20 protein-coding genes, 1 tRNA gene and 1 pseudogene are annotated in these 22,413 nt (G+C 62.2%); 11 read left to right on the top strand and 11 right to left on the bottom strand.

Annotation, left to right across the window (positions count from 1 at the left end; all coding sequences use genetic code 11):
• Positions 1 to 39: 39 nt before the first annotated feature.
• The 8 genes and pseudogenes from aspT to ACZ5WT_RS13195 all read left to right on the top strand — a co-directional run bounded on the left by aspT (position 40) and on the right by ACZ5WT_RS13195 (position 9,215).
• Positions 40 to 1,728: an aspartate-alanine antiporter gene (aspT, locus tag ACZ5WT_RS13230; RefSeq protein ID WP_464284253.1), complete on the top strand. Its 1,689-nt coding sequence runs from the start codon at positions 40 to 42 to the stop codon at positions 1,726 to 1,728.
• A 40-nt stretch (positions 1,729 to 1,768) separates the two neighbouring features.
• Positions 1,769 to 3,364 carry a bifunctional aspartate transaminase/aspartate 4-decarboxylase gene (locus ACZ5WT_RS13225; RefSeq protein WP_464284252.1) on the top strand — a complete coding sequence of 532 codons (1,596 nt, stop codon included), beginning with the start codon at positions 1,769 to 1,771 and terminating at the stop codon, positions 3,362 to 3,364.
• A gap of 124 nt (positions 3,365 to 3,488) precedes the next feature.
• A complete protein-coding gene (locus tag ACZ5WT_RS13220; RefSeq protein WP_464284251.1) occupies positions 3,489 to 3,971 on the top strand; it encodes an SRPBCC family protein in 483 nt (160 codons plus the stop codon).
• 526 nt (positions 3,972 to 4,497) lie between these two features.
• Positions 4,498 to 5,646, top strand: a complete 1,149-nt coding sequence (locus ACZ5WT_RS13215) for an extracellular solute-binding protein (protein WP_464284250.1) — start codon at positions 4,498 to 4,500, stop codon at positions 5,644 to 5,646.
• A gap of 32 nt (positions 5,647 to 5,678) precedes the next feature.
• Positions 5,679 to 6,521 carry an ABC transporter permease gene (locus ACZ5WT_RS13210; RefSeq protein ID WP_464287212.1) on the top strand — a complete coding sequence of 281 codons (843 nt, stop codon included), beginning with the start codon at positions 5,679 to 5,681 and terminating at the stop codon, positions 6,519 to 6,521.
• Positions 6,521 to 7,339 carry an ABC transporter permease gene (locus tag ACZ5WT_RS13205; protein ID WP_464284249.1) on the top strand — a complete coding sequence of 273 codons (819 nt, stop codon included), beginning with the start codon at positions 6,521 to 6,523 and terminating at the stop codon, positions 7,337 to 7,339. The genes ACZ5WT_RS13210 and ACZ5WT_RS13205 overlap by 1 nt, the downstream gene beginning before the upstream one ends.
• A 9-nt stretch (positions 7,340 to 7,348) precedes the next feature.
• A pseudogene (locus ACZ5WT_RS13200) lies at positions 7,349 to 8,385 on the top strand (ABC transporter ATP-binding protein).
• Complete coding sequence (locus tag ACZ5WT_RS13195; RefSeq protein WP_464284248.1) at positions 8,382 to 9,215, top strand: glycerophosphodiester phosphodiesterase; 834 nt, start codon at positions 8,382 to 8,384, stop codon at positions 9,213 to 9,215. The pseudogene ACZ5WT_RS13200 and the gene ACZ5WT_RS13195 overlap by 4 nt, the downstream one beginning before the upstream one ends.
• A gap of 139 nt (positions 9,216 to 9,354) precedes the next feature.
• Here the strand turns inward: ACZ5WT_RS13195 and ACZ5WT_RS13190 are convergent, their stop codons facing one another.
• Positions 9,355 to 10,170, bottom strand: a complete 816-nt coding sequence (locus ACZ5WT_RS13190; RefSeq protein ID WP_464284247.1) for an inositol monophosphatase family protein — start codon at positions 10,168 to 10,170, stop codon at positions 9,355 to 9,357.
• A 13-nt stretch (positions 10,171 to 10,183) separates the two neighbouring features.
• A complete protein-coding gene (locus ACZ5WT_RS13185) occupies positions 10,184 to 11,857 on the bottom strand; it encodes a Na/Pi cotransporter family protein (RefSeq protein WP_464284246.1) in 1,674 nt (557 codons plus the stop codon).
• 286 nt (positions 11,858 to 12,143) lie between these two features.
• Between ACZ5WT_RS13185 and ACZ5WT_RS13180 the strand changes: the two genes are divergently transcribed.
• On the top strand, positions 12,144 to 13,067 hold the full coding sequence (locus tag ACZ5WT_RS13180) for an FkbM family methyltransferase (protein ID WP_464284245.1): 924 nt from the start codon (positions 12,144 to 12,146) through the stop codon (positions 13,065 to 13,067).
• Between the two features lie 74 nt (positions 13,068 to 13,141).
• Positions 13,142 to 13,465, top strand: coding sequence for a hypothetical protein (locus tag ACZ5WT_RS13175; protein WP_464284244.1), 324 nt, complete (start codon positions 13,142 to 13,144; stop codon positions 13,463 to 13,465).
• Positions 13,466 to 13,479: 14 nt separating this feature from the next.
• On the opposite strand, the gene ACZ5WT_RS13170 is transcribed toward ACZ5WT_RS13175, so the two are convergent.
• The 9 genes from ACZ5WT_RS13170 to ACZ5WT_RS13130 all read right to left on the bottom strand — a co-directional run bounded on the left by ACZ5WT_RS13170 (position 13,480) and on the right by ACZ5WT_RS13130 (position 21,673).
• A complete protein-coding gene (locus ACZ5WT_RS13170) occupies positions 13,480 to 14,517 on the bottom strand; it encodes an NAD-dependent epimerase/dehydratase family protein (protein ID WP_464284243.1) in 1,038 nt (345 codons plus the stop codon).
• A 62-nt stretch (positions 14,518 to 14,579) separates the two neighbouring features.
• Positions 14,580 to 15,356, bottom strand: coding sequence for an HAD-IIB family hydrolase (locus ACZ5WT_RS13165; protein ID WP_464284242.1), 777 nt, complete (start codon positions 15,354 to 15,356; stop codon positions 14,580 to 14,582).
• On the bottom strand, positions 15,353 to 16,141 hold the full coding sequence (locus ACZ5WT_RS13160; protein WP_464284241.1) for a DeoR/GlpR family DNA-binding transcription regulator: 789 nt from the start codon (positions 16,139 to 16,141) through the stop codon (positions 15,353 to 15,355). The genes ACZ5WT_RS13165 and ACZ5WT_RS13160 overlap by 4 nt, the downstream gene beginning before the upstream one ends.
• 7 nt (positions 16,142 to 16,148) lie before the next feature.
• Complete coding sequence (locus tag ACZ5WT_RS13155; protein WP_464284240.1) at positions 16,149 to 16,895, bottom strand: glycerophosphoryl diester phosphodiesterase; 747 nt, start codon at positions 16,893 to 16,895, stop codon at positions 16,149 to 16,151.
• A gap of 18 nt (positions 16,896 to 16,913) precedes the next feature.
• Positions 16,914 to 17,966, bottom strand: coding sequence for a sn-glycerol-3-phosphate import ATP-binding protein UgpC (locus tag ACZ5WT_RS13150; protein WP_464284239.1), 1,053 nt, complete (start codon positions 17,964 to 17,966; stop codon positions 16,914 to 16,916).
• 3 nt (positions 17,967 to 17,969) lie between these two features.
• Complete coding sequence (ugpE, locus tag ACZ5WT_RS13145) at positions 17,970 to 18,818, bottom strand: sn-glycerol-3-phosphate ABC transporter permease UgpE (RefSeq protein WP_464284238.1); 849 nt, start codon at positions 18,816 to 18,818, stop codon at positions 17,970 to 17,972.
• Positions 18,819 to 18,830: 12 nt separating this feature from the next.
• Positions 18,831 to 19,715, bottom strand: coding sequence for a sn-glycerol-3-phosphate ABC transporter permease UgpA (gene ugpA, locus ACZ5WT_RS13140; protein ID WP_464284237.1), 885 nt, complete (start codon positions 19,713 to 19,715; stop codon positions 18,831 to 18,833).
• 106 nt (positions 19,716 to 19,821) lie between these two features.
• A complete protein-coding gene (ugpB, locus tag ACZ5WT_RS13135; RefSeq protein WP_464284236.1) occupies positions 19,822 to 21,147 on the bottom strand; it encodes a sn-glycerol-3-phosphate ABC transporter substrate-binding protein UgpB in 1,326 nt (441 codons plus the stop codon).
• A 433-nt stretch (positions 21,148 to 21,580) separates the two neighbouring features.
• Positions 21,581 to 21,673 (bottom strand) — tRNA-Ser (locus tag ACZ5WT_RS13130).
• A 203-nt stretch (positions 21,674 to 21,876) separates the two neighbouring features.
• On the opposite strand from ACZ5WT_RS13130, the gene ACZ5WT_RS13125 reads away from it, so the two are divergent.
• The gene (locus ACZ5WT_RS13125; RefSeq protein ID WP_464284235.1) at positions 21,877 to 22,377 is read left to right on the top strand and encodes a DUF2147 domain-containing protein; all 501 of its coding nucleotides are present in this window, start codon (positions 21,877 to 21,879) and stop codon (positions 22,375 to 22,377) included.
• Positions 22,378 to 22,413: the final 36 nt, after the last annotated feature.

Here is a 22,413-nt window from a genome sequence, read left to right as displayed (position 1 = left end):
GTTTTCGACGTCGCGTTGAACCAACGAAGAGGCGAACTCATGCAGTGGATACAGGAACACCTGAAGCAGTCGCCAGAGATAGTCCTGTTTTTGTCCTTGGCGATCGGCTTCTGGATCGGCAAGTTTCAGTTTGGCAAATTCCAGCTCGGCGGTGTCGCCGGGTCTTTGCTGGTCGCGGTGGTGGTCAGCCAACTTGGCGTATCGGTCGACAATGGCGTCAAGACGCTGCTGTTTGCGCTGTTCATCTACGCGGTCGGCTTCGAGAGTGGACCGCAGTTCTTCCGCTCGCTGGGCCCGCAATCGATCAAGGAAATCATCCTGGCGGGTGTCCTGGCGCTGACTGCCCTCGCTACGGTCGTCATCCTCGCCAAGCTTTTCTCGCTCGACAAGGGCATGGCGGCTGGCCTGGCGGCAGGCGGGCTCACCCAATCGGCGATTATCGGCACGGCGGGCGATGCGCTCTCCAAGCTCGGACTACCCGCCGATGAGGTGCAGCGCCTGCAGGCCAATGTCGCGATTGGCTATGCGGTGACCTATATTTTCGGCTCGCTGGGCGCCATCATCATCTGCGTCAATATCCTGCCGCGCTTCATGGGCCGGTCGCTGCGCGACGATGCCATCAAGGCCGAGGCCGAACGGCTGAAGGGCGCGATGAATTTCGCCCCCGGACAGGAACTGGCAATGCCTGACGTGGTCGGGCGCCTCTACCGCATCGAGCAAGGCGCAGGCAAAACGGTCGCGGAGATCGAGTCCATCGCAGGCAGGACGCCGATTTCGGTCGAACGGCTGAAGCGCGGGGATCAACTGGTCGACATCCAGAGCGACCTGAAGTTCGAGCGCGGCGACGTTGTGCTGGTCGTTGGGCGGCGCGCTGGCGTGGTCGATGTTGCCGATGACCTGGGCTCCGAGCTGCAATCTGCCTCGGGCATGGATCTCGTCATGGACACCAAGGACGTGGTGCTCAAGAACGCCAACTATGCCAACCGCACGGTCGGCGATATCCGGTCGGCCACCACCCCCGATCTTCACCACGGCATCTATGTGCTCGGCATCAAACGCGCCGGCGATCCGGTGCCGCTTGAAGATTCAACCGTCGTGCAGCAGGGCGACGTCGTCACCGTCTACGGCACCGAACAAGACCTCAAGCGCGTGCTCAAGGAGATTGGCGAAGTCATCCAGGTCAGCATCAAGACCGATTTCGTCTATCACGGAGCTGGCCTCGTCGTGGGGCTGCTGGTCGGCTTGCTGGTGCTGCGCATCGGCGACATTCCGCTGACCCTTGGGGCCGGTGGCGGCGCATTGCTGTCGGGCCTGCTGTTTGGCTGGTACCGCACGCGCAACCAGACCATGGGCAACATGCCCACTGCCGCCTCGCAATTGCTCAAGGATCTCGGCCTGGCGGGTTTCGTCGCCGCCGTCGGCCTGCAATCGGGCATGCAGGCCATCAGCACCATCGCCAGCAGCGGCCTGTCGCTGTTCGGCATCGGTGTGATCGTTACCGTGGTGCCGCTGCTGCTCACCATGGTGTTTGGCCGCTACGTGCTGCGCTACGACAACGCCGCCATTTTCGCGGGCGCCCTATCCGGTTCACGCAGCGCCAATCCGGCCTTCGGCGAAGTGCTCGACAAATCGGGCAATTCCATTCCGACCGTGCCGTTCGCGATCACCTACGCCCTTGCGAACGTATTTCTGACCCTGCTTGGCCCGCTGATCGTCGCTTTCGCGTGACGCAGCCTTGCACCGTGACCTCTCAACAAGGAACACCAGAATGGCCAAAGTCGATTACTCCAAATTCGCCAATCTCAGCCCATTTGAGCTCAAAGACGAACTGATCGCACTCGCTGCCGGCAATCGTGACCGGATGATGCTGAATGCCGGCCGCGGCAATCCGAACTTCCTCGCCACCATTCCCCGCCGGGCTTTCTTTCAGCTGGGCCTGTTCGCCATGGCGGAGTCTGAGTTGTCCTTCTCGTTCATGCCGGAAGGCGTGGGCGGGCTGCCACGCGCCGAAGGCATCGACTTCCGTTTCGATACCTTCGTTGCCCGAAACCAGGACAAGCCGGGCGTGGTTTTTCTCGGGCATGCCGTGTCCTATGTGCGCGACCAGCTCGGCCTGTCGGCGAACGAGTTTCTGCTCGAAATCGTCGCCGGGATCCTGGGCTGCAACTACCCGGTTCCCGACCGCATGCTGAAGCTGAGCGAGAAGATTTCGCTGCAGTACATCATCAAGGAAATGGGGGCCAAGCACCTCTCAGACTCCGACGTCGATATGTTCGCCGTCGAAGGCGGCACCGCAGCCATGACCTATCTGTTCAATTCGATGCGCGAGAACGGCATGATCAAACCGGGCGACAAGATCGCCCTGGGCGTACCGATCTTCACGCCGTACCTCGAAATCCCGGAGCTGAACGATTACGAACTGGTGCAGGTGCCGATCGAGGCCGACCCCAAACTCGACTGGCAATATCCTGCTTCCGAAATCGCCAAGCTGGAAGACCCCTCTATCAAGGCCTTCTTCGTGGTCAACCCGAGCAATCCGCCCTCGGTCAAGATCGACGATGCCGGGCTCAAGGCCATCGCCGCCGTCGTCAAGAAGCGGCCCGACCTCATCATCCTAACCGATGACGTCTATGGCACCTTCGCCGACAATTTCGAGTCCCTGTTCTCGCTGTGCCCGCACAACACCATCCTGGTCTATTCCTACTCGAAGTATTTCGGAGCGACCGGATGGCGGCTGGGGGTGATCGCCACCCACAAGGACAACATCTTCGACAAGGCTATCGCCAACCTCCCAGAGGCCGACAAGAAGGTACTCGACAAGCGCTATGGCTCGCTGACCACCGAGCCGCGCAAGATCAAGTTCATAGACCGCCTCGTCGCCGATAGCCGTACCGTGGCGCTCAACCACACGGCTGGCCTATCGACGCCGCAGCAGGTGCAGATGGTGCTGTTCTCTCTGTTCAGCCTCATCGACCAGGCCGACAACTACAAGACGGCCGTGAAGACGGTGATCCGCAACCGCGAGGCCACGCTTTATCGCGAACTGGGCATTACCCAGAAACAGGACCCCAACAGCGTCGACTACTACACGCTGGTGGATCTGGAGGCGGCGGCCAAGGCGATCTATGGCGAGGATTTCGCGGCCTGGGTGATGAAGACTCAGAACCCGATCGAAGTTCTGTTCCGGGTCGCCGAGGAAACCGGGGTCGTCCTGTTGCCGGGCAGCGGGTTTGGCGCCAAGCATCCCTCGGGCCGCGCCTCACTCGCCAATCTCAACGAGTATGAATACGCCGCCATCGGCAAGGCCCTGCGCACCCTGGCCGCCGAATACCATGCCGAATACCTCAAGAAGGGCGGGAAGTAGCTGCCAGAAAGAGCCGGCGGCGCCGTTTGACGCTGCCGGTCACTAAAATCACATCGACCCCGTCGAATTTGGTTGTGCCGGATCGTCGCTGGAATGAACACTCATCCCGAACGAGGACCCACCGATGACCAATGCACTCCCCACCGAAGACACCGACCGCGATCTCGTGCTGACGCGTGTGCTCAACGCACCGCGCGACAAGATCTACCAGTGCTGGACGCAGCCCGAGCTGATCAAGCAGTGGTTCGCGCCCAGGCCGTGGACCACGCCCAAGGCCGAACTGGACCTGCGTCCGGGCGGCGGCAATGTCATCACCATGGCTGACGAGCAGGGCAACGAATACCCCAATGCGGGGCAGTATCTGGAGGTGGTGCCGAACGAAAAGCTGGTGTTTACCGATGCCTTCACCGGCAACTGGGCGCCATCGGCCAAGCCGTTCTTCACCGCCGTTCTGACCTTCGAGGACGCCGGTCCCGGCAAAACCCGCTACACCGCCATCGCCCGCCACTGGACCGCCGAAGACGCGGCATCGCACAAGCAGATGGGCTTCCATGAAGGGTGGGGAATGTGCGCCACCCAGCTTGAGGAACTCGCCAGCAGCATCTGACGACGAGCACTGAACGGCCCCGGCAGCAGCAAATGCCGGGGCCGAGTCGTTTATGGAATGCCTGTATTATTATTGGAATGCTCCGCAGATTTCCTTCCACGCGGACGAATTACGCCAATCCAGCGCAAATTCCCGACCCCGCGCAGCGCCAGGAACCTCCCTCTCCGGCTTTTGGTCGACCATAACTCCCGCTGCATCAACCACCGCGCGAGCGTCCCCTGGTCGTCGGCGCGCCGCTCACGAATCCAACTTTATCTTGTAATTTCAATTCACTAATAAGTGCAACCTGCCACTTTGATTCACGACACAGGTGTTGTCTCCGCTGGTGTTACACGGCTGTCGTAGAGCTGTGATTTGTACCGCAAAGTCTTGAGATCGATCATAAGCGGGTTTCCCCTTGCATAATCTTCCGGCCGGTAGTTAGCTTTCGTCTGGGAGAGGTCGACACAAGATCGATGAAACCTACGGGCGGAATTGACCGCCTTGTGGAACATCCGTTCTAACGAACGGACTTTGGGAGACAAATATGAAACGGCGTGATTTCATGCTCGCTGCCGGCGCGACTGCCGGTGCCCTTATGCTGCCCCGCATGTCCTTCGGCGCGCAGGGCGCCATCGATTGGTACACCAGCTCGGACCAGAACGTCCTCGACTTCTGGACCAACGTGGTGAAGCCAAAGTTCGAGGCAGCCAATCCGGGCATCACCGTCAATCTGGTTGATGGCGGCGACAATGCCGGCCTGCAGGCCATTGCAGAACGCGCCGTGGCTGCTCTGGGCAGCAAGGCCGATCCGCAGGCAGACTTCTTTGAAGGCTTCGACGCCCGCCAGCCGGTCGGCGCCCTCGACAAGGGTCTGTGGACCAATTTCGCCGATGCCGGCCTCTCCAACTACTCCAAGGTCAATCCGCTGGCGCTCGACATCCCGCAGAACCTGCCCTATCGCGGTTCGCAGGTGCTGCTGGCCTATGACACCACCAAGCTCGACCCGGCCAATGCCCCCAAGACCTGGGCTGATCTGGTCGCCTGGATCAAGGCCAATCCTGGCCAGTTCATCTACAACCGCCCCAACAAGGGTGGTTCGGGCGGCAACTTCGTGCGCCGCGCCATCTATGAAGCCAATGGCAAGGATCCGAGCAAGTTCAAGGTCGAGAACTACACGACCGAAGCCGGCGATGCCGCGCTGAACCCCGCCTGGGAAATCCTCAAGGACCTGGCTCCCTCGCTGTTCGACGGCGGCGCCTATACTTCGGGCAATACCCAGTCGCTGCAGCTGCTCGGCCAGTCGGCCGTCACCATGATCCCGGCCTGGTCCGATCAGGCCCTGTCGGCCATCGCCCAGGGCGTGCTGCCGGAAACCACGGGCCTTGTGCAGCTGAGCGACCTCGGCCTACCGGGCGGCTTCTCGCGCCTGACCATCAACACCAATGGCGTCAACCACGAAGCAGCCCTCAAGCTGGCCGATTTCGTGCTCAGCGAAGAAATCCAGTCGGCCGTGCTGACCGAACTGGGCGGCTTCCCCGGCGTGTCCTGGGACTATGTCTCGGCTGACCTGCGCGAACGCTTCAAGGATATCATCCCGACCTCGATCCCGGTCTTCCCGGGCGGCGACTGGGAAAAGGCCGTCAATGACGGCTGGTATCGTGCTGTGGCTCCAAACGTGGATCCGAACTCGTGACGGCAGTAGAAGCGGGTCTCAAGGCGCCCGCGATGCAAGACCGCAGGAGGCCTATTGGCCTCCTGCTCGTCGCCGTGCCCGTATTGCTGGTTTGCTGGCTGGTCATCTGGCCCATCATTTCGGCCGTTATCCAGACATTCTGGCTGACCGGCCCCGATGGGACCACCGCCCTGTCCGTCGAAACCTACAAGTTCTTCTTCTCAGACTCCTACAGCCTGTCCAACCTGTCGATCACGCTGTGGACCACCGGCGTCTGCGCTGTGCTGCTGCTGGTGATCTGCCTGCCGATCGCGCTCTACCTGCGCTTCTCGGACAGCAAGGTTGCCGCCTATGTGCAGGGCCTCGCCATCTTTCCGATGTTCGTGCCGTCGATCATTCTCAGCTTCGCGTTCATCCGCGTGCTGGGGCCGAATGGCACCGTGGACCTGCTCGCCAATGCCATGGGCCTGCCCAAGATCCGCTCGCCCTATCTGACCCCCTGGGGGCCGGTGATCGGGCTGGTGTGGGACAATATCCCGCTGACCGTGCTGATCCTGCTGTCGGGGCTGGGCAACGTCTCCAACCAGGCTATCGAAGCGGCCCGCGATGTCGGCGCCGGCAAGATTGCCGTTCTGTGGCACATCATCCTGCCGCGCATCACCAATTCCATGCTGGTGGCGATTTCCTTCGCCGTGCTCGGCATCTTCTCGGCGTTCACCCTGCCCTACATCCTGGGCCCAGCCGCGCCGGAAATGATGGGACCATTCATGCAGCGTACCTTCCGCGATCTCTATGATCCAACCATGGCCATTACGCAGGCCGTCGTCACCTTCGGGTTCTGTATTCTGTTCGGGCTGTTCTATGTGCGCTCGGTTGCCCAGAACAGGGCAGCGTAATGAGTACACTCGTTCGCCGCGAAATTGATTGGGTCGGCATTTTCTTTGCCATCGCCCTTACCCTGGTCATCGTGGTCCCCCTCGTTGTGGTGGGCACCTGGGCTTTCACCAATGTGTGGCGCTATCCCAGCGTCATCCCGCAGGAGTTCGGCCTCAAGTTCTGGAACCAGACGCTGGCGCGTGCCGACGTCTGGAGCTCCATCACCATGAGCCTGACGCTGGCAACGACAGTGACGGCGCTTTCCGCGCTGATCTGCCTGCCCGCCGCCTACGCCTTTGCGCGCCTCGACTTTCCGGGCCGCAACATCCTGTTCTTCTCGTTCCTGGCCGGGCACGCCTTTCCGAAGTTTGGCCTCTTGGTCGCCATTGCCGGGATTTTCCTGCAGCTCAACCTGATCGGAACGTTCTGGGGCGTGGTGCTGATCCAGCTGGTGGGCACGCTGATGTTCATGATCTGGATTCCGGTGGCCGCCTTCCAGTCGGTTGACCGGCGCATGGAAGAAGCGGCGCGCGATGTGGGCGCCAGTCCGCTGCGCGTCTTCTGGTCGATCACCCTGCCCCAGGCCGGACCGACCATCGCGGCGGCAATCCTGCTCAGCTTTGTCGGCACCTTCTACGAAACCGAAGGCGCCTGGCTGATCGGCGCGCCGCAGGTGCGTACGCTGCCGGTGCTGATGATCTCCTTCATCAACAACCAGCCGGTCATCCAATATGGCGCGGTGCTTTCCGTGCTGCTGTGGGTGCCCAGCTTCATTGCCCTGCTGTTTGCACGGCGGGTCGTCAACTCAGGTTCGTTTGCCCGCGGGTTTGGCGGCTAGGAATAATCAATGTCTGTTCTGAAAATCAAAGACGTATCCAAGGTGTTCGCCGGCGGCGTGCACGCGGTCGAGAACTTCTCGCTCGATGTGGCCGATGGCGAACTGGTGTGCCTGCTCGGGCCTTCGGGCTCGGGCAAATCGACACTGCTGCGCATGGTCGGCGGCTTCGAAAAGCCGACCAGCGGCCTCATGACCATCGATGGCGAGGACATCACCCACGTCCCGCCCGAGAAGCGCCCGACCGGCATGGTGTTCCAGAGCCACGCGCTGTGGACGCACATGAATGTGTTCAAGAACCTCGCCTTCGGCCTCAAGCTGCGCAAGGTGCCGCCGGCCGAGATCACGCGCCGGGTGGAGGCGGTGCTTGAACTGGTAGGCCTGGGCGGCTATGGCAATCGCCATGTGGCCAAGCTCTCGGGCGGCCAGCAGCAGCGCGTGGCGCTGGCGCGATCGCTGGTTCTGGAGCCCAAGATCCTGCTGCTCGACGAGCCTTTTGCGAGTCTGGACCAGCACTTGCGCGAAAGACTTCGCGAAGAAGTTCGCGACATCCAGCAGCGCCTCAAGATCACCACGCTCTTCGTGACGCACGGGCAGGACGAAGCGCTGTCCATGGCAGACCGCATCGTGGTGATGCGCGACGGCAAGACCGAGCAGATTGATCGCCCCGACATCGTCTATCGCGAACCCCAGACCCCGTTCGTGGCAGGCTTCATCGGGACGATGAACCTCATCGAAGGCACCGTGGCCAATGGCGTCTTCAGCAAGGCGGGTTATTCGACGCCTCTGCCCGTTGGCGATGGCCCGGCGACGCTCGCCGTCCGCCCCGAAGCGCTGGAGCTCACTGCCGCCAACGGCAGCAGCCAGGGCAAGGTGCACCGAGTCACGACTATGGCACCCATGGGCTGGTCGACCTCGAGCTCAATGACGGCACCCGCATCAAGGCCATGGTCAACCATCCCGGCATGTTCGCCTCGGGACAGGGCGTCGACCTGTCGCCGCGCGCCGTCTCGGCTTACCGCAACAACGCACTGATCCACCGCGCATGACCGACCCGATCTTTATTGACCGCAACGGCCACCGCACGTGGCTCAAGTGGCATCGTGGCCGCCGTCGGGCCAGCGACCCGGTTTTCACGGGCGCCCGCATCCGCGAAGGCATGCGGCTGGGCGCCAGCGTCGAGGTGGACCTCGTTGTGCATGGCGACCGCGGCTTCGCCGTGCTGCATGACCTGACACTGGATCGCGAAACAACCGGTAACGGACGGATTGCCGATACGTCAGCCAACGCCTTGCGCGCCCTGCACTTGCGCGCGGATGACGGCACGCCTCTCGACGACCATGTTATGCTGCTCGAAGACCTGTCTGCGCTGTTGGCGAAGGGCGGGCTGCATGCAGATGCGCTGCTGCAGCTCGACTACAAGGAGGACTGGCGGGCGCTCGACGATGCCGCCATCGCGTCGTTCCAGGCCAGTGTTGCGCCGGTCGCGCGGCACATGATCCTCTCCTCCGGCGACGCGGAATCCGTTCGCCTGCTCACTGAGGGCGTTCCCGGCCTGCGCATCGGCTACGACCCGTGCCACGATGGTGCCTTGGAGCGGCTGCAGCAGACGCTCGACTTCTCCGGCTTCGTGCGCGATGCCGTGGCGGCCTCACCCAAGGCAGAGATGATCTACCTGCATCATGGGCTGGTGCTGGAGGCCGATCGGCTTGGCTTCGACATCATCAGCGCCTTCCATGCCGAGGGCCGCCGCATCGACGCCTACACCATCCAGCGGGCCGACGCTGCGAGTGCGCCGCTGGTTCGGCGGTTACTGGAGCTAAAGGCAGACCAGATTACCACCGATGACCCGGAGGGATTGCAGGCCCTGATGGGATAGCTCCTGCTACGCCCCATCTCCCCTCCCCACTGACGCTGCCCACGGACTTGATCCATGGGCCATTTCCAACACAGCACATGGGAGAGGCCCGCGGATCAAGTCCGCGGGCAGCAACGGTGGTTGGGATAACGGCACGCAGTTAGTGCGTGCCGTCCTTCGGTTCCTTGCGGGGCGCATCCTTCAGCTTGTCGAGCAGATAGGCATGGGTCGCCGCGTTGGCGACCAGCACGCAGCCTGTGCGTTCGTAGAATTCCGGCCCGCGGCCCCACCAGTCGGTGACGATGCCGCCCGCTTCCTGCACCAGCAACACGCCCACGGCCCAATCGACCAGCCCTGACTCCTCGTAGTAGCCCGTCAGCCGCCCATTGGCGACGTAGGCGCAGCTATTGGCCGAGCTGCCGACGATGCGCACCGCACCCACGGGATCGCGGATGGCTTCGAGGCGCTTGTAGAAGCCTTCGAAGGTGAAGAGTTGCGAGGTGGCAAGACCGGTCCCGATGGTCATTAGCCCAACGTCCGTCTGCTCGCTCACCAATAGCCGTTCGCCATTCATGAAGGCGCCCTGCCCCTTGATTGACGTAAACATCTCGTCGGCCACTGGATTATAGAGCGCACCGCAGACCGTCTCGTTGCCGCGCCGCAGCGCGATCGAGATGGTGTAATGCATGCCGTTGATGAAGTTGGTGGTGCCATCGATCGGATCGACCAGCCAGCGGTGCTCGCTGTCCTTGTCGACCGGGGCGAATTCTTCGCCGGTAAAGCTCCAGTCCGGGTAGCGTTCGAACAGGAACTTGCGGATCAGCAGTTCGCTCTCCTTGTCCGCTTCGGAGACAAAGTCGGCGGGCCCCTTGATGCCAATTTCGAGTTCGCGGAAGCGCTTGAAATAGGTCAGCGTGAGGGCGCCAGCTTCGCGGGCGACGGCAACCATGTCCGCGAGGACGGCGTCGTAGTTCATAATATGCTCCAGGCTATTCGGATGCGGTTTTGGTTTCGAGGTGGGCGGTGTCGCGCAGGCGGCTCTCATCGAGTTCGCCCTTGGTTTCGAGAATGGGATAGGCAACCGAAGCCAGATGCGCCGTGATGCGCTTGAGGTCGCGCAGGATATCGAGGTGCAGCGAGCTGGTTTCGAGCGAGGCCGGAACGCGCTCGCGCACGCGCTGGATATGGGCGCCTGACGAGCGGGCCTCGAGCCGCCGCACGTCGACCTTTGCCGCCACGAGCTGGCGGGCCAGCTGCGGGTCGCCGGTGAGAAAAACCGTCTGGCTCAGCTGCATGTTGGAAATGGTCTTTTCGTAGAGCGCGACGATTTCGGCCAGCCCATCGGCGGAGAACTTCAGCTGGCGCTTGGCCATCTTGGCCGCAACGTCGTAGAGCCCGCTCTCGATGATGTCGCCGACATGTTCGAGGTTGATGGCATAGCTCATGATCTCGCCGGAACGCCGGGCGTCATTCTCATCAAGCTCGGTCTGGTCGAGCCGGGTCAGGTAAAGCTTGATGGCCTGGTTGAGGGCATCGACATCATCATCGAGCAGCGATGCTGCGCTGCGGCCGGCCGGGCTGGGCTTGCGCAGGGCTTCGAGGCTCCCCTCCAGCATATGCAGCACGATATCGCTGACACGCAGTGTTTCGCGCGCCGCGGCGGCCAGCGCGATGGTGGGCGTATCCAGCACGCTGTCGTCGAGATAGCGCACACCCCGCTCGGGCGCGGCCGGCGCGGGAATGACCAGCGCGGCCAGCTTGCCGATGGGGCCGATCAGCGGCAGGAAGATCACCAGCAAGCCTAGGTTGAACCCGATATGTGCCGCGATGGTCAGCGCATTGGGATTGGGCAGCAGTTGCACCAGCGCATTGGCCACCGGGACGGCAAAGATCGTCAGCACGATGGCGCCGATGGCGCGCACCACCAGGTTCGACAAAGTCAGGCGCCGGGCCTCGGTGCCCTCGCGCATCACGGCCAGCAGCGGCGGAATGGCGCCGCCGAGATTGGCGCCCGCCACCAGTGTCACCGCCAGCGGCGGCGAGACGATGCCCGCCGAAGCCAATAGCGCCACGAACAGCACCACGGCAAGGCTCGACGAGGCGACGAAGGCCAGCAGGGCCGCGATGATCAGTGCGAAGGCCGGGGCATCGGTCAGGCCGGAAAGCACCGCAATCATCACCTCGGAATCGCGTAGCGGACCCGTTACGTTTCCAACCAGTTGCAGGGCGAGCAGCATCAGGCCCAGGCCCAGCACGGCGCGGCCAATCCCCTTGCCGCGCGCATATTTGCTGAGCGAGAAAACGGTGACGCCGATGAGGATCATCGCCGAGCCAAACCAGTGCACATCGAGCGAGAGCACCACCGCGGCGATCGAGGTGCCGACATTGGCCCCGAGCATCACCGCCTGCGCCATGCGCGGATCAATCGCGCCCTTGCTGGCGAAGGCGGCGGTGATGACGGCCGTGGCAGTGCTCGATTGCAGCGCCAGCGTCGCCATGATGCCCGACAGCACCGCCGAAAAACGATTGCCGGTGCCTTTTGCGATCCACAAACGGAGCGAAGCGCCAAAGGCGCGCAAGACCCCGGTCTTGATCATCCGCAGGCCCCAGAGCAGCAAAGCTCCGGCGCCGAGCAGGTCGATCAGCTGAATAGTGGAATGCATGCTCTCTTTCCGATGCAAATAGAATATCCATTGTACGCCACCGGCAGAGTCTGTCGACTGCTATTCACGGTTTTGAGGGCTCCAAAGCCCGCATTGCCTGCGAAATTTGATGGTGCGGACTAAATCGCCGGGCGGTTTACCGCTACGCCGAACTGGCCACCCCCAAAGTCGCCTTTCCGCTCTATTCATGGAGTGATTTTGCTGGTTCCCAATGAGGCGCATGGTGCAATCCCGGTTCAATCTCTCCAGGCGACTGCGTCAGGCGTATGACAAGTTCCGATGGGGATTGCGCGTAGCGGGACCGAGCGCCGCCCTGCCCGGCGCCATCCGCTATGGCATGCTCAGGCTGCGCCGTCCGGCCACGGGCGAAGTACGGTTGCGCTCAGGGCCTGTTCTGGAATTCGACTATCCCAGCCAGTTCCCGCCGACACTGATGATGTTCGGCGATTTCATCGATCCCGAATTCGCCTTCCTGCAACAGGTGGCCAAGCCGGGATGGCAGGTGATCGATGTCGGCGCGGCCATCGGCCAATTTTCCATGTTCGCCGCCCGCTGCCTGCCAGATGCCGTTATTCACGCCTTCGAGCCCGAGGCCTCCAACCTTGGCACGCTCAAGCGCAATATCGCCCGCAATGGCGCGCAAGGCCGGGTGATCGTGCACCAATCGGCGCTGTCCGACCGGCAGGGCACTGCGCGGTTCGAAACCTCGGCCAGCACCTGGAACAGTCACCTCGTGGACGCCAGTACCGATGGCCCCGGCTACGAGACCGTACCCGTTGAGACGCTATCTGCCGTACTGCCTCAGCTCGGGCTCGATCATGTCGATATCCTCAAGATCAACGTGGCCGGCCTAGAGGCCAGCGTCCTGGCCGGGGCCATGCCATGCCTCGCCGAGGGCAAGGTGGATGTGCTGATCCTGCTGCTCGGCCTGCCATCCCTGCCCGTCTATGGCGATATCGCGCGGCTGGGCTATCGCTTCTTCTATTATCACCCCAGGGAGCACGCGCTTTACGAGGTCACCAGTTTTGACCACGACGCTGTGCTCGGCCACCGCCCCTGGCCCGCCCGCCACATCATCGGCATTCGCGACCAGGTGCTGCCCGAGCTGCTGGATGGAAAAGTCACAATTCGTCCGATTGCCTACCGCGACAAAATATCAGCCACTCCCAGCCATTTGAGCGGGACCCAACTTTCCGGGCACGAAAGCTAGGGACCAGCAGCAGCATGGCTATGGCCGTCTCCGGCGCACTGCTGTATGAGGCGTGTTCCGAACGGAGACCCAGCATGACCACCAACGACCACGACGAAATTGAGCTCTCCGAGCACAGCAGCGAAGTAACCCAGGACGGCATCACCGTTCAGGTCGGCATTTACCGCCCCGCCGGCTCGCAGGAGGGCTGGACGCTTGAAGTCGTCGACGAAGACGACAACTCGCTGATCTGGGAAGACACCTTCGAATCCGATCTCGACGCCTGGAACGAATTCGAACGCGCCCTCTCCGAAGAAGGCATCGAACAGCTCGTTGGCTCCGCCGTCGATGACGACGAAGACGAAGAAGATGAAGAAGATGATGAGGAAGAAGACGGCGAAGACGAAGCCAAGAGCTAAGCTTCCCTCCGAACCTATCCCGAAACGGCCAGATCCCAAGTCTGGCCGTTTTGCTTTTCGGGCGCCGCCAGATCGCTGAAATGCGTTACAGTGCGGGCGAGGCCTTCGGCAAACGTAGTCCTCGGCGCCCAGCCCAGCCGTTCGCGAGCCTGCGTAATGTCGGGACGACGTTTCCTGGGGTCATCTACCGGCAGCGGATGGTAGCTGAGCGTCGAGCGCGAACCTGTCGCCTCAATCACCGCCATGGCGATCTCCGTCACCGTCACCTCACCCGTATTGCCGATATTGATCGGCGTTGGGCCGAGACCGGGCAGGCAAAACAGCCGCATCAGCCCCTCGACGGTATCCTCGACATAGCAGAGCGAACGAGTCTGGCGGCCGTCGCCATAGATCGTCAGTGGCGCCCCGTTGAGCGCCTGCACCACGAAATTCGAGATAATCCGGCCATCGTCGGGGGCCATTCCCGGACCATAGGTATTGAAGATCCGGGCGATGCGCGCATCGACGCCGTGCTGGCGAGCATAGTCGGTGCACAGCGTCTCGGCCGCACGCTTGCCTTCGTCGTAGCAGGCTCTTGGCCCGATCGGATTGACGTGTCCGAGATAGGTTTCCGGCTGCGGATGCACTTCCGGGTCGCCATAGACCTCGCTGGTCGAGGCCTGCACCAGCCGAACGCCGAGCGCGGCGGCGCGGGCAAGCAGATTGTCCGTCCCCACGACATTGATGCGCATGGTCTGGATGGAATCGCGCTGATAGGCCGGCGGTGAGGCCGGGCACGCCAGGTTGAAGATGCCGTCGGCATCAAACTCCGGCAGCCTGACAATATCAGCTTCCAGCAAGATAAACCCCTGCCGCGCCAGCAAGGGCTCCAGATCCGCTCGCGCGCTGGTCATGAAATTGTCGATGCACAGCACCTCGGCCCCAGCATCGAGCAACCGCGCGCAGAGATGCCGTCCAATGAACCCGGCGCCCCCGGCCACTGCGATACGCCGTCCAGCCAGGCTCTCAAATATCGTCACGCTATCCCCCGATCCGCTCGGTCGGGGCAACATGGTAGAAAACTGCTGATACCGCAACGAAATCAAACCGTTGCCTGGAGAAAATCGGCCACCGCCTAGGAAGAAACCCGCGCGGAAAGCACGGCCTCGGCAATATCGACAAATCCCAGTCCGGCGGGGCGCTGCGATATCCAGCGCGGTTTTGTCGCCAGGTCATCGAGAACCGGCACGATATTGGCCACGCCAAAGGCATTGGCGAAAAAGTCGAACATCGGCGCGTCGTTGCGGGAATCCCCGACGAAGGCAGTGCAGCTGGCGAATTCGTCCGCGCCGACTTCGAAGCGCCGCAGCAGCCGCTCGGTCATGGTCTGCTTGTTGTAGTGGCCCAGCCAGCTGTTGATGTGGATCGAGCTGACGGCAACCGAGGCGCCGATGGCGCGAATGCTGTCTGCCAGCGCATCGACATCCAGCTTGCTGCGTCCCGCAATTTCGATGGCGACGTCCGCGATGCGAAAACGCTGGTCCCGCGACAGGCAGAACGAACCCAGCAGCGGCTCGATCGCCTTGAGATGCTCGGCCTGGCGCTGAACCTGGTTCGCCTCGCCGTCCCAGAACTCCGTTTCGACCTGCCCCTCGGCAAGCGTCATGGCAAAGGCGCCGCTTTCCCCGATCACCACGGCCACCGGCCAGGTGCGGATAATATGGTCACACCAGCCCGCCGGGCCCCCGGTCACGGGAATGACGGCGACACCCGCCGAATGCAGGTCCCACAGCGCCTGGTAAGTCTGCGGCAGCAGCAGGCCATCGGTGGTCAGCGTGCCGTCTATGTCCGTGAAGAGATAGCGCACCCCGCGCAACTGCTCGGGCCTGGGCGCCACGCCACGAAAACTCATGCCCCGCCCTCGCCGCACAGCACCAATTTGATGCCAGCTTCTTCCAGGGCGCGCGCTGCCGCGCCATTGTCATCGGGCAGGCTATCGGTGAACAGGCTATCGATCCGGCTAAATGGCACAACCCGCACCGAAGCGTCCCGCGTCCACTTGCTGACGTCGGCCGCGAGAAACTGCTGGCGCGAGTTTTCGATCAGCGTGGTGGTGATCTGCGCTTCGCTATAGCTGAAATCCAGGATGCCCTTGGCCGGATCGAGCGCACCGGCGCCGATCACCGCGTAGGAGGCGTAGAACTTTTCGAAGAAGCGGATGGCATCGGCGCCAACCACGTCGCGGTCGTCATGGCGCAGCAGGCCCCCGGTGACGTGCACTTCGACCTGCGGCGCCTCGCTCAGGGTCAGCGCGACGTCGATATTGTTGGTCACCACGCGCAGGCCTTCATGCTCGCGCAAGGCCGAGGCGACAAATTGCACGCTGCTGCCAATGCCCATGAAAACGGTGGAGCCGGGTTCGATGGCCGACGCAATGCGGCGGGCGATGCGCTGCTTGGCGCCCCGGTTCAGCGCGGCGCGAACGTTGACCGAGGTATTGCGGCTCCCCACCGGCAGGTCGACCCCGCCGTGAAAGCGGCGCGCATAGCCAAGGTCGCACAGCGCATTGATGTCGCGGCGGATGGTCTGGGTTGTCTTGCCATAGCGGGTCGCAAGGTGCTCGATATACTGAGCCCCTTCCGCTTCGAGCGAAGCAAGAATATCGCGTTGGCGGCGGGAGAGTCCCTCCTGGCCCATAACCTGATTACCCCAGAAACACTTTCGGATTGTCGGTGATGACACCCGTCAGACCCGCGCGCCAGAACGACATAAGTTCCACCGGGTCATTGCTGGTCCAGGCGCGGACCGTGATCCCGCGCGCCCTGGCCCGTTCAAGAAAGCCCACGCTCAGCGCCTTGTAGTTGAGGTGGATGGTCGTTGCCGGAATGGCCGTCAGGCGCGCCTCCCAGTCCGGCGGAAGCTCCGACCACAGCATCGCCATTTCCAGGTCCGGCTCCATGACATGCATGGCAGCAAGCGCATCGGGATCGAAGCTGGAAATCATGATCGGCATCTCGAGCGGACGCTGGCTGATCGCCTTTTGAACCGCCCTCACCAGTTGATCCAGCGATTTGTGATGCTTGTGCTGTTTGATCTCGACATTGGCGCCAAGCCCCAGCTCACCCAGCACCGCCACGGTTTCTTCCAGTGTCGGCAGCCGTTCACCGGCATATTGGGCGTGGAACCACGAGCCGGCATCCAGCCGGTCGAGGTCGGCCCGGGTCAAAGTACCCAGGTTGCCGGTGCCCGATGTGGTGCGGTCAACAGTATCGTCGTGAATGACGACCAGCGTGCCATCCGCCAGCAACGCAACGTCGAGTTCCACCCAGCGGGCGCCTTGTTCGGCGGCAGCGCGAAAGGCGGCAATGGTATTCTCGGGAGCAATGGCGGACGCGCCGCGATGGGCCTGAACTTCGTCCCGGGCCGGGCCGGGTTGAGCGAGCGAGGTCATGGTATCCTGGTTGTTGTGTCAGGCGTTATCGGTGCGGAAACCGGTCTGGCTGTTGAAGGGGTGAATATCGGCGGCATGTGCAAATACGGTGACAGTCGCGCCTTCCGCAATGTCGGGGCGGCCGGGCACGCTCAGCACGATCGGCTGGCTCGATCCGGCAAGCCGCACATGCAGGTGGCTCTCTCCGCCAATCGGCTCGAGCAGCTCCACAACGACGGGCATGGACAGAGCCGCGCCTTCCGGCCGGTCGAGATAGAGTTGGTCCGGGCGGAAGCCCACCACGTCGGTCCCGGAAGGCAGGTGGATTTCCCCGAAACCGTCCGCACCGGCAAGGGCGCTCGCGGGAATGAGGTTCATCGGCGGCGAGCCAATGAAACCCGCCACAAACAGCGTCGCCGGGCGATCATAGACTTCGGTGGGCGTGCCGATCTGTTCGACCAGTCCGCCATTCATCACCACGAGGCGGTCAGCCAGGGTCATGGCCTCCAGCTGATCGTGCGTCACATAGAGGCTCGTAGTCTTGAGCCGGCGCTGCAGCTTGCGGATCTCCACCCGCATCTGAACGCGCAGTTTGGCGTCGAGGTTGGACAGCGGCTCATCGAACAGGAAGGCCGCGGGCTCGCGCACGATGGCCCGGCCCATGGCGACGCGCTGGCGCTGCCCGCCGGATAGCTGGCGCGGCTTGCGGTCCAGCAAAGGACCGATTTCCAGAATGTCGGCGGCCTCGTTGACCCGCCGGTCGATCTCCTCGCGCGGTGTCCCCCGGTTTTTGAGGCCGTATTCGAGATTTCCGCGCACCGTCATATGGGGATAGAGCGCGTAGTTCTGGAACACCATGGCAATGTCGCGCTCCGCGGGCTCGGCCTTGACCACGTCGCGCCCGGCAATCTCGATGCGGCCCGACGAGACCGTTTCGAGGCCAGCCACCATGCGCAGCAGGGTGGACTTGCCGCAGCCTGATGGGCCGACCAGCACGATCAGTTCGCCATCGGCGACCGACAGGTTGATGCCGCGCACGGCCGGCACGTTGCCGTAATTCTTCTGCAGGTCGACCAGGTTGATGGTGGCCATGGCTTACTTCTCCGTTTCAACCAGGCCTTTGACGAAAAGGCGCTGCATGAAGATGACGACGAGGACTGGGGGCAGCATGGCGAGCATTACCGCCGCCATGACGAAGTTCCATTGCGGTTCGGAATCGGCCGTGGCGGCCAGGCGCTTGATGCCCATGACGACCGTGTAATACTTGCTGTCGGTGGTCACGATCAGCGGCCACAGATACTGCACCCAGCCATAGATGAAGAGGATGACGAAGAGCGCCGCGATATTGGTCCGGCTGAGAGGCAGCAGGATATCGCGGAAGAACTTCATCGGCCCTGCCCCGTCCACACGAGCGGCCTCCATCAATTCGTCCGGAACAGTCAGGAAGAACTGGCGGAACAGGAAGGTCGCCGTTGCCGATGCGATCAACGGCAGGGTGAGGCCCACATAGGAGTTGAGCAGACCCAGATTTGCCACCACCGCAAAGGTGGGAATGATGCGCACCTCCACCGGCAGCATCAGCGTGATGAAGATGATCCAGAACGCCAGCAGGCGAAATGGAAACTTGAAGAACACGATGGCATAGGCCGACAGCAGCGAGATGGCGATTTTGCCGACGGCAATGATGATCGCGATGATGAGCGAGTTCGACAGCATGATCCAAAGCGGCGGCGCGCCGGCAGTGGAAATGCCCTCAGTGAGCATCTTGCCGTAGTTCTCGATCATGTGCGGCCCCGGCAGCAGAGGCACCAGCCCGCGCATGAAGTCGCCGCTGCCATGGGTGGAGGCGATAAAGGCGAGATAGACCGGGAACACCACGATAACGACGCCGACGATCAGCACCAGGTGGGTGAGGACGGCGAGCAGTGGGCGATTTTCAACCATGTCCTGCGCTCCTCAATACTGCACGCGCCGCTCGACGAAGCGGAATTGCACCGCCGTCAGCGCGATCACGATGATCATCAGCACCACCGATTGGGCGGCCGATGAGCCGATGTTGAGGCCGAGGAAGCCGTCGGCATACACCTTGTAGACGAGGATATTCGTCGCCTGGCTCGGCCCGCCGGATGTGGTGGCATCGATCAGGCCGAACGTGTCGAACATGGCGTAGTTGATGTTGACGATAAGCAGGAAGAAGGTCGTCGGCGAGAGCAGCGGGAAGACGATGGTCCAGAACCGTTTGAAGGGCCCTGCCCCGTCAATCGCCGCCGCCTCGGTCAGCGATTGCGGCACCGATTGCAGTCCCGCCACAAAGAACAGGAAATTGTAGGAAATCTGCTTCCAGCTGGCCGCGATCACCACAAGGATCATCGCCTGGTTGCCATCAATCCGATGGTTCCAGGAAATGCCCACGGCGCGCAGCAGGTAGGGCGCGATGCCGATCGTGGGATTGAACATGAACCACCACAGGATGCCCACCACCACCGGGGCCACCGCATAGGGCCAGACCAGCAGGGTCGTATAGGCGCGATTGGTTCGCAGCACCCGGCTCACCGCGATGGCGAGGATGAGCGACAGGCTCATCGACAGCAGGGTTACGGAAACCGCGAACACCGCTGTCTTGGACAGAGAATTGAGGTAGCCCGGATCGGCGAACAGGCGCGTGTAGTTTTCGAACCAGATGAATGTCGTGCGGAACCCGAAGGGGTCTTCCCGCTCGAAGGATGATTTAACCGCCTGCCCGGCGGGCCAGATAAAGAATATCAGCGTCACCGCCAGTTGCGGCGCCAGAAGGGCATAGGGCAGCAGCTTGTTGGGAAATATCGTGCGCTTGGTTTGCATTTGGGCCGAGAACTCCCCTGACGGTCACCAATTGGAAGGCGAGCGGCACCGGCCGCCCGGGGTGGATCGCCCATAGCCACGGGGGCTACGGGCGATCCGGGGAGGATCACTTATTGGCGGCTTCGAAGTCGCGCAGGATCTGGTTGCCACGAGCGACGGCTGCGTCGAGGGCTTCCTGGGGAGTCTTGGTGCCTGCCAGCAACGCTTCGAACTCTTCGTCGATCACGGTGCGGGCCTGGGTCAGGTTGCCGAAGCGGATGCCCTTGGAATTGGCCGTAGGCGTGCCGCGGGTGATCTGATTGATGGCGATGTCAGAGCCCGGATTGGCTGCGTAATAGCCCTGCTCCTTGCCCATTTCGTAGGCGGCATTGGTAATCGGCAGGTAACCGGTTGCCTGGTGCCAGTTGGCCTGCACTTCGGGGCTAGACAGGTAGGTGAAGAACTGTGCCACGCCCTTGTAGACAGCCGGATCCTTGCCGTTGAGCGCCCAGAGGGTGGCGCCGCCGATGATCGAGTTCTTCGGCTCGGTGATTACGTCATCGTAGTAAGGCAGCGGCGAGAAGCCGACTTCGAACTCCTTGGCGTTGTTGATGACGCCGGCCCGCGAGGCGGACGAGTTCATGTAGATGGCACATTCCTGCGCGTAGAATTTGGGAGGCGCATCAGCGCCGCCAACCGGGCCGCCATACTGGAACAGGCCTTCACCGGCCCATTTCTTCAGGTTTTCCCAGTGTTTGACCTGCACGGGACCATTGAAGGTAAACTCGGTACCCATGCCGCCGAAGCCGTTTTCCAGCGTGCCATAAGGCTGGTCATGGATGGCAGACAGGTTCTCGAGCTGGATCCAGCTCACCCAGCCGGTGGTGAAGGCGCAGGGTGCAGCGCCCGATTCCACGATCTTGCGGCCCATCGTTTCGAGTTCGGCCCAGGTCTTTGGCGGGGTCTCGCGGTCAAGGCCGGCTTTTTCGAACACGTCCTTGTTGTAATACATGATCGGGGTGGACGAGTTGAACGGCATGGAGAGGATGTTGCCATCCGTATCCGAATAGTAGCCGGTCACTGGCGCCAGGAACCCTGACGGATCCCACGGCTGGCCGTTGTCGGTCATCAGCGAATAGACGGGATTTACCGCGCCCTTGGCGGCCATCATGGTGCCAGTGCCAACTTCGAACACCTGCACGATGGCCGGCTGCTCGTTGGCGCGGAAGGCGGCGATGGCTGCGGTCAGCGTCTCGGGATAGGTGCCCTTGTAGCTGGGAACCACCTTGAACTCGCTCTGGCTTTCGTTGAAGCCGGTGGCGATGGCTTCGAGGCGCTGGCCGAGTTCGGCATCCATGGCGTGCCACCAGCTAATCTCGGTTTGGGCAAATGCCGGGGTTGCCGCGAGGACCGCGGCCAGTCCGACAGACAGGCGCAATACTTTCTTGGACATGCTCACTCCCTTATTTTCGCTGAGACCTCCTCGTCCCGGCTTGAGCACATCTGACAGCAACAATTTTTACTTTGCAAACCAGAAATGTTCACTTGAACATTTTTGATCAGCCAAAGCAACTCAACGCACAGACGCCGAATGCATGGAAAATCAGGGTATTAGAGACATTTAGACACAAGAACGCATCCCTCGCCGCATGCCGCGGCGACGCCATTAGTTCATTTGAATATTGCAGGTGAACATCTCCGCATTCGGCAATGGCGCGAGCAACGCAAAGCGCGCGCCCTGCTAAGGGCGTGCCCTGGCACGTCGAGCACCGCTGCCTGCAAGCAGGTACGAAAAGATGGTCGGATATGATTGTGAGAAAGAAGTATGGCCACGACTACAGCACAAGGGCTGCACCGACCAACTACCTGACAAATCTAAGGGAAAGTGGCGGAGAGGAAGGGATTCGAACCCTCGAGACAGTTCATCACCATCTGCGCCCTTAGCAGGGGCGTGCCTTCGACCACTCGGCCACCTCTCCGGCAAGGGCTGGATAAGGGAGAAGGTTCGCACGATCAAGGGCTTTCTGGTTCTTCGCACGATAAAGATCGTGGAGAGGCTAAGTTCCTGATTATCCGGGCCCGTGCGGCCACGCTATTTGCTTTGTTTGCGCCAGATTTGGCGGCTAGATCATCGCCGGGCGCGCGGTTCGAATCGAACCATGCGACAGGGAGCGGTCGCGGCATGGCATTTTGTGGCGGACGGAGCTGGATTGCCGCGGCGCTATTGGTGGGCAGCACCGCCCTGGCCATGGCCCAGGAGCGCCCGTTGGAGCCAATCGAAGGCGTCTGGCGCACCCTGCTGCAATCGGAAGTCACCATCGCGCTGTGCCCGGAAGGCTTCTGCGGCACGCTGAGCAAAATCGTAGTGCCCAGCGAAGGACTTACGCCCGAGGAATATGCCGCCGCGCTGGCCATGCCGGTGGAGAGCTTCACCGATATGCGCAATCCCGACCCTGCCCTGCGCGGGCGGCCCATGCTGGGGCTGCAGATCCTCTCGCTGGTGCCGGGCAGCAAGCCCAACATCTACGATGGCACCATCTACAATCCCGAAGATGGCAACAGCTATTCGGGCTATGTGGAAATGCTGGGGCCGGACCTGATCCGGCTGAACGGCTGCGTGCTCTACAACATCATCTGCCGCGGCGAGGAATGGGTCCGGGTGATCCCCGAACCCCAGCCCTGACGGCAAGCGCCACGAGCGCTGAAAACGTCGAGACAG

This window comes from Devosia sp. T2-14 (assembly GCF_055397495.1).
The sequence above is the reverse complement of the archived record's forward strand: the minus strand, read 5'-3'. Positions and strand labels throughout refer to the sequence as shown.

Excerpts from the sequence above, each read along its gene's own strand:
- aspT (WP_464284253.1), top strand. The coding sequence starts at position 40 with ATGCAGTGGATACAGGAACACCTGAAGCAGTCGCCAGAGATAGTCCTG.
- ACZ5WT_RS13225 (WP_464284252.1), top strand. The coding sequence starts at position 1,769 with ATGGCCAAAGTCGATTACTCCAAATTCGCCAATCTCAGCCCATTTGAG.
- ACZ5WT_RS13220 (WP_464284251.1), top strand. The coding sequence starts at position 3,489 with ATGACCAATGCACTCCCCACCGAAGACACCGACCGCGATCTCGTGCTG.
- ACZ5WT_RS13215 (WP_464284250.1), top strand. The coding sequence starts at position 4,498 with ATGAAACGGCGTGATTTCATGCTCGCTGCCGGCGCGACTGCCGGTGCC.
- ACZ5WT_RS13210 (WP_464287212.1), top strand. The coding sequence starts at position 5,679 with ATGCAAGACCGCAGGAGGCCTATTGGCCTCCTGCTCGTCGCCGTGCCC.
- ACZ5WT_RS13205 (WP_464284249.1), top strand. The coding sequence starts at position 6,521 with ATGAGTACACTCGTTCGCCGCGAAATTGATTGGGTCGGCATTTTCTTT.
- ACZ5WT_RS13195 (WP_464284248.1), top strand. The coding sequence starts at position 8,382 with ATGACCGACCCGATCTTTATTGACCGCAACGGCCACCGCACGTGGCTC.
- ACZ5WT_RS13190 (WP_464284247.1), bottom strand. The coding sequence starts at position 10,170 with ATGAACTACGACGCCGTCCTCGCGGACATGGTTGCCGTCGCCCGCGAA.
- ACZ5WT_RS13185 (WP_464284246.1), bottom strand. The coding sequence starts at position 11,857 with ATGCATTCCACTATTCAGCTGATCGACCTGCTCGGCGCCGGAGCTTTG.
- ACZ5WT_RS13175 (WP_464284244.1), top strand. The coding sequence starts at position 13,142 with ATGACCACCAACGACCACGACGAAATTGAGCTCTCCGAGCACAGCAGC.
- ACZ5WT_RS13170 (WP_464284243.1), bottom strand. The coding sequence starts at position 14,517 with ATGTTGCCCCGACCGAGCGGATCGGGGGATAGCGTGACGATATTTGAG.
- ACZ5WT_RS13165 (WP_464284242.1), bottom strand. The coding sequence starts at position 15,356 with ATGAGTTTTCGTGGCGTGGCGCCCAGGCCCGAGCAGTTGCGCGGGGTG.
- ACZ5WT_RS13160 (WP_464284241.1), bottom strand. The coding sequence starts at position 16,141 with ATGGGCCAGGAGGGACTCTCCCGCCGCCAACGCGATATTCTTGCTTCG.
- ACZ5WT_RS13155 (WP_464284240.1), bottom strand. The coding sequence starts at position 16,895 with ATGACCTCGCTCGCTCAACCCGGCCCGGCCCGGGACGAAGTTCAGGCC.
- ACZ5WT_RS13150 (WP_464284239.1), bottom strand. The coding sequence starts at position 17,966 with ATGGCCACCATCAACCTGGTCGACCTGCAGAAGAATTACGGCAACGTG.
- ugpE (WP_464284238.1), bottom strand. The coding sequence starts at position 18,818 with ATGGTTGAAAATCGCCCACTGCTCGCCGTCCTCACCCACCTGGTGCTG.
- ugpA (WP_464284237.1), bottom strand. The coding sequence starts at position 19,715 with ATGCAAACCAAGCGCACGATATTTCCCAACAAGCTGCTGCCCTATGCC.
- ugpB (WP_464284236.1), bottom strand. The coding sequence starts at position 21,147 with ATGTCCAAGAAAGTATTGCGCCTGTCTGTCGGACTGGCCGCGGTCCTC.
- ACZ5WT_RS13125 (WP_464284235.1), top strand. The coding sequence starts at position 21,877 with ATGGCATTTTGTGGCGGACGGAGCTGGATTGCCGCGGCGCTATTGGTG.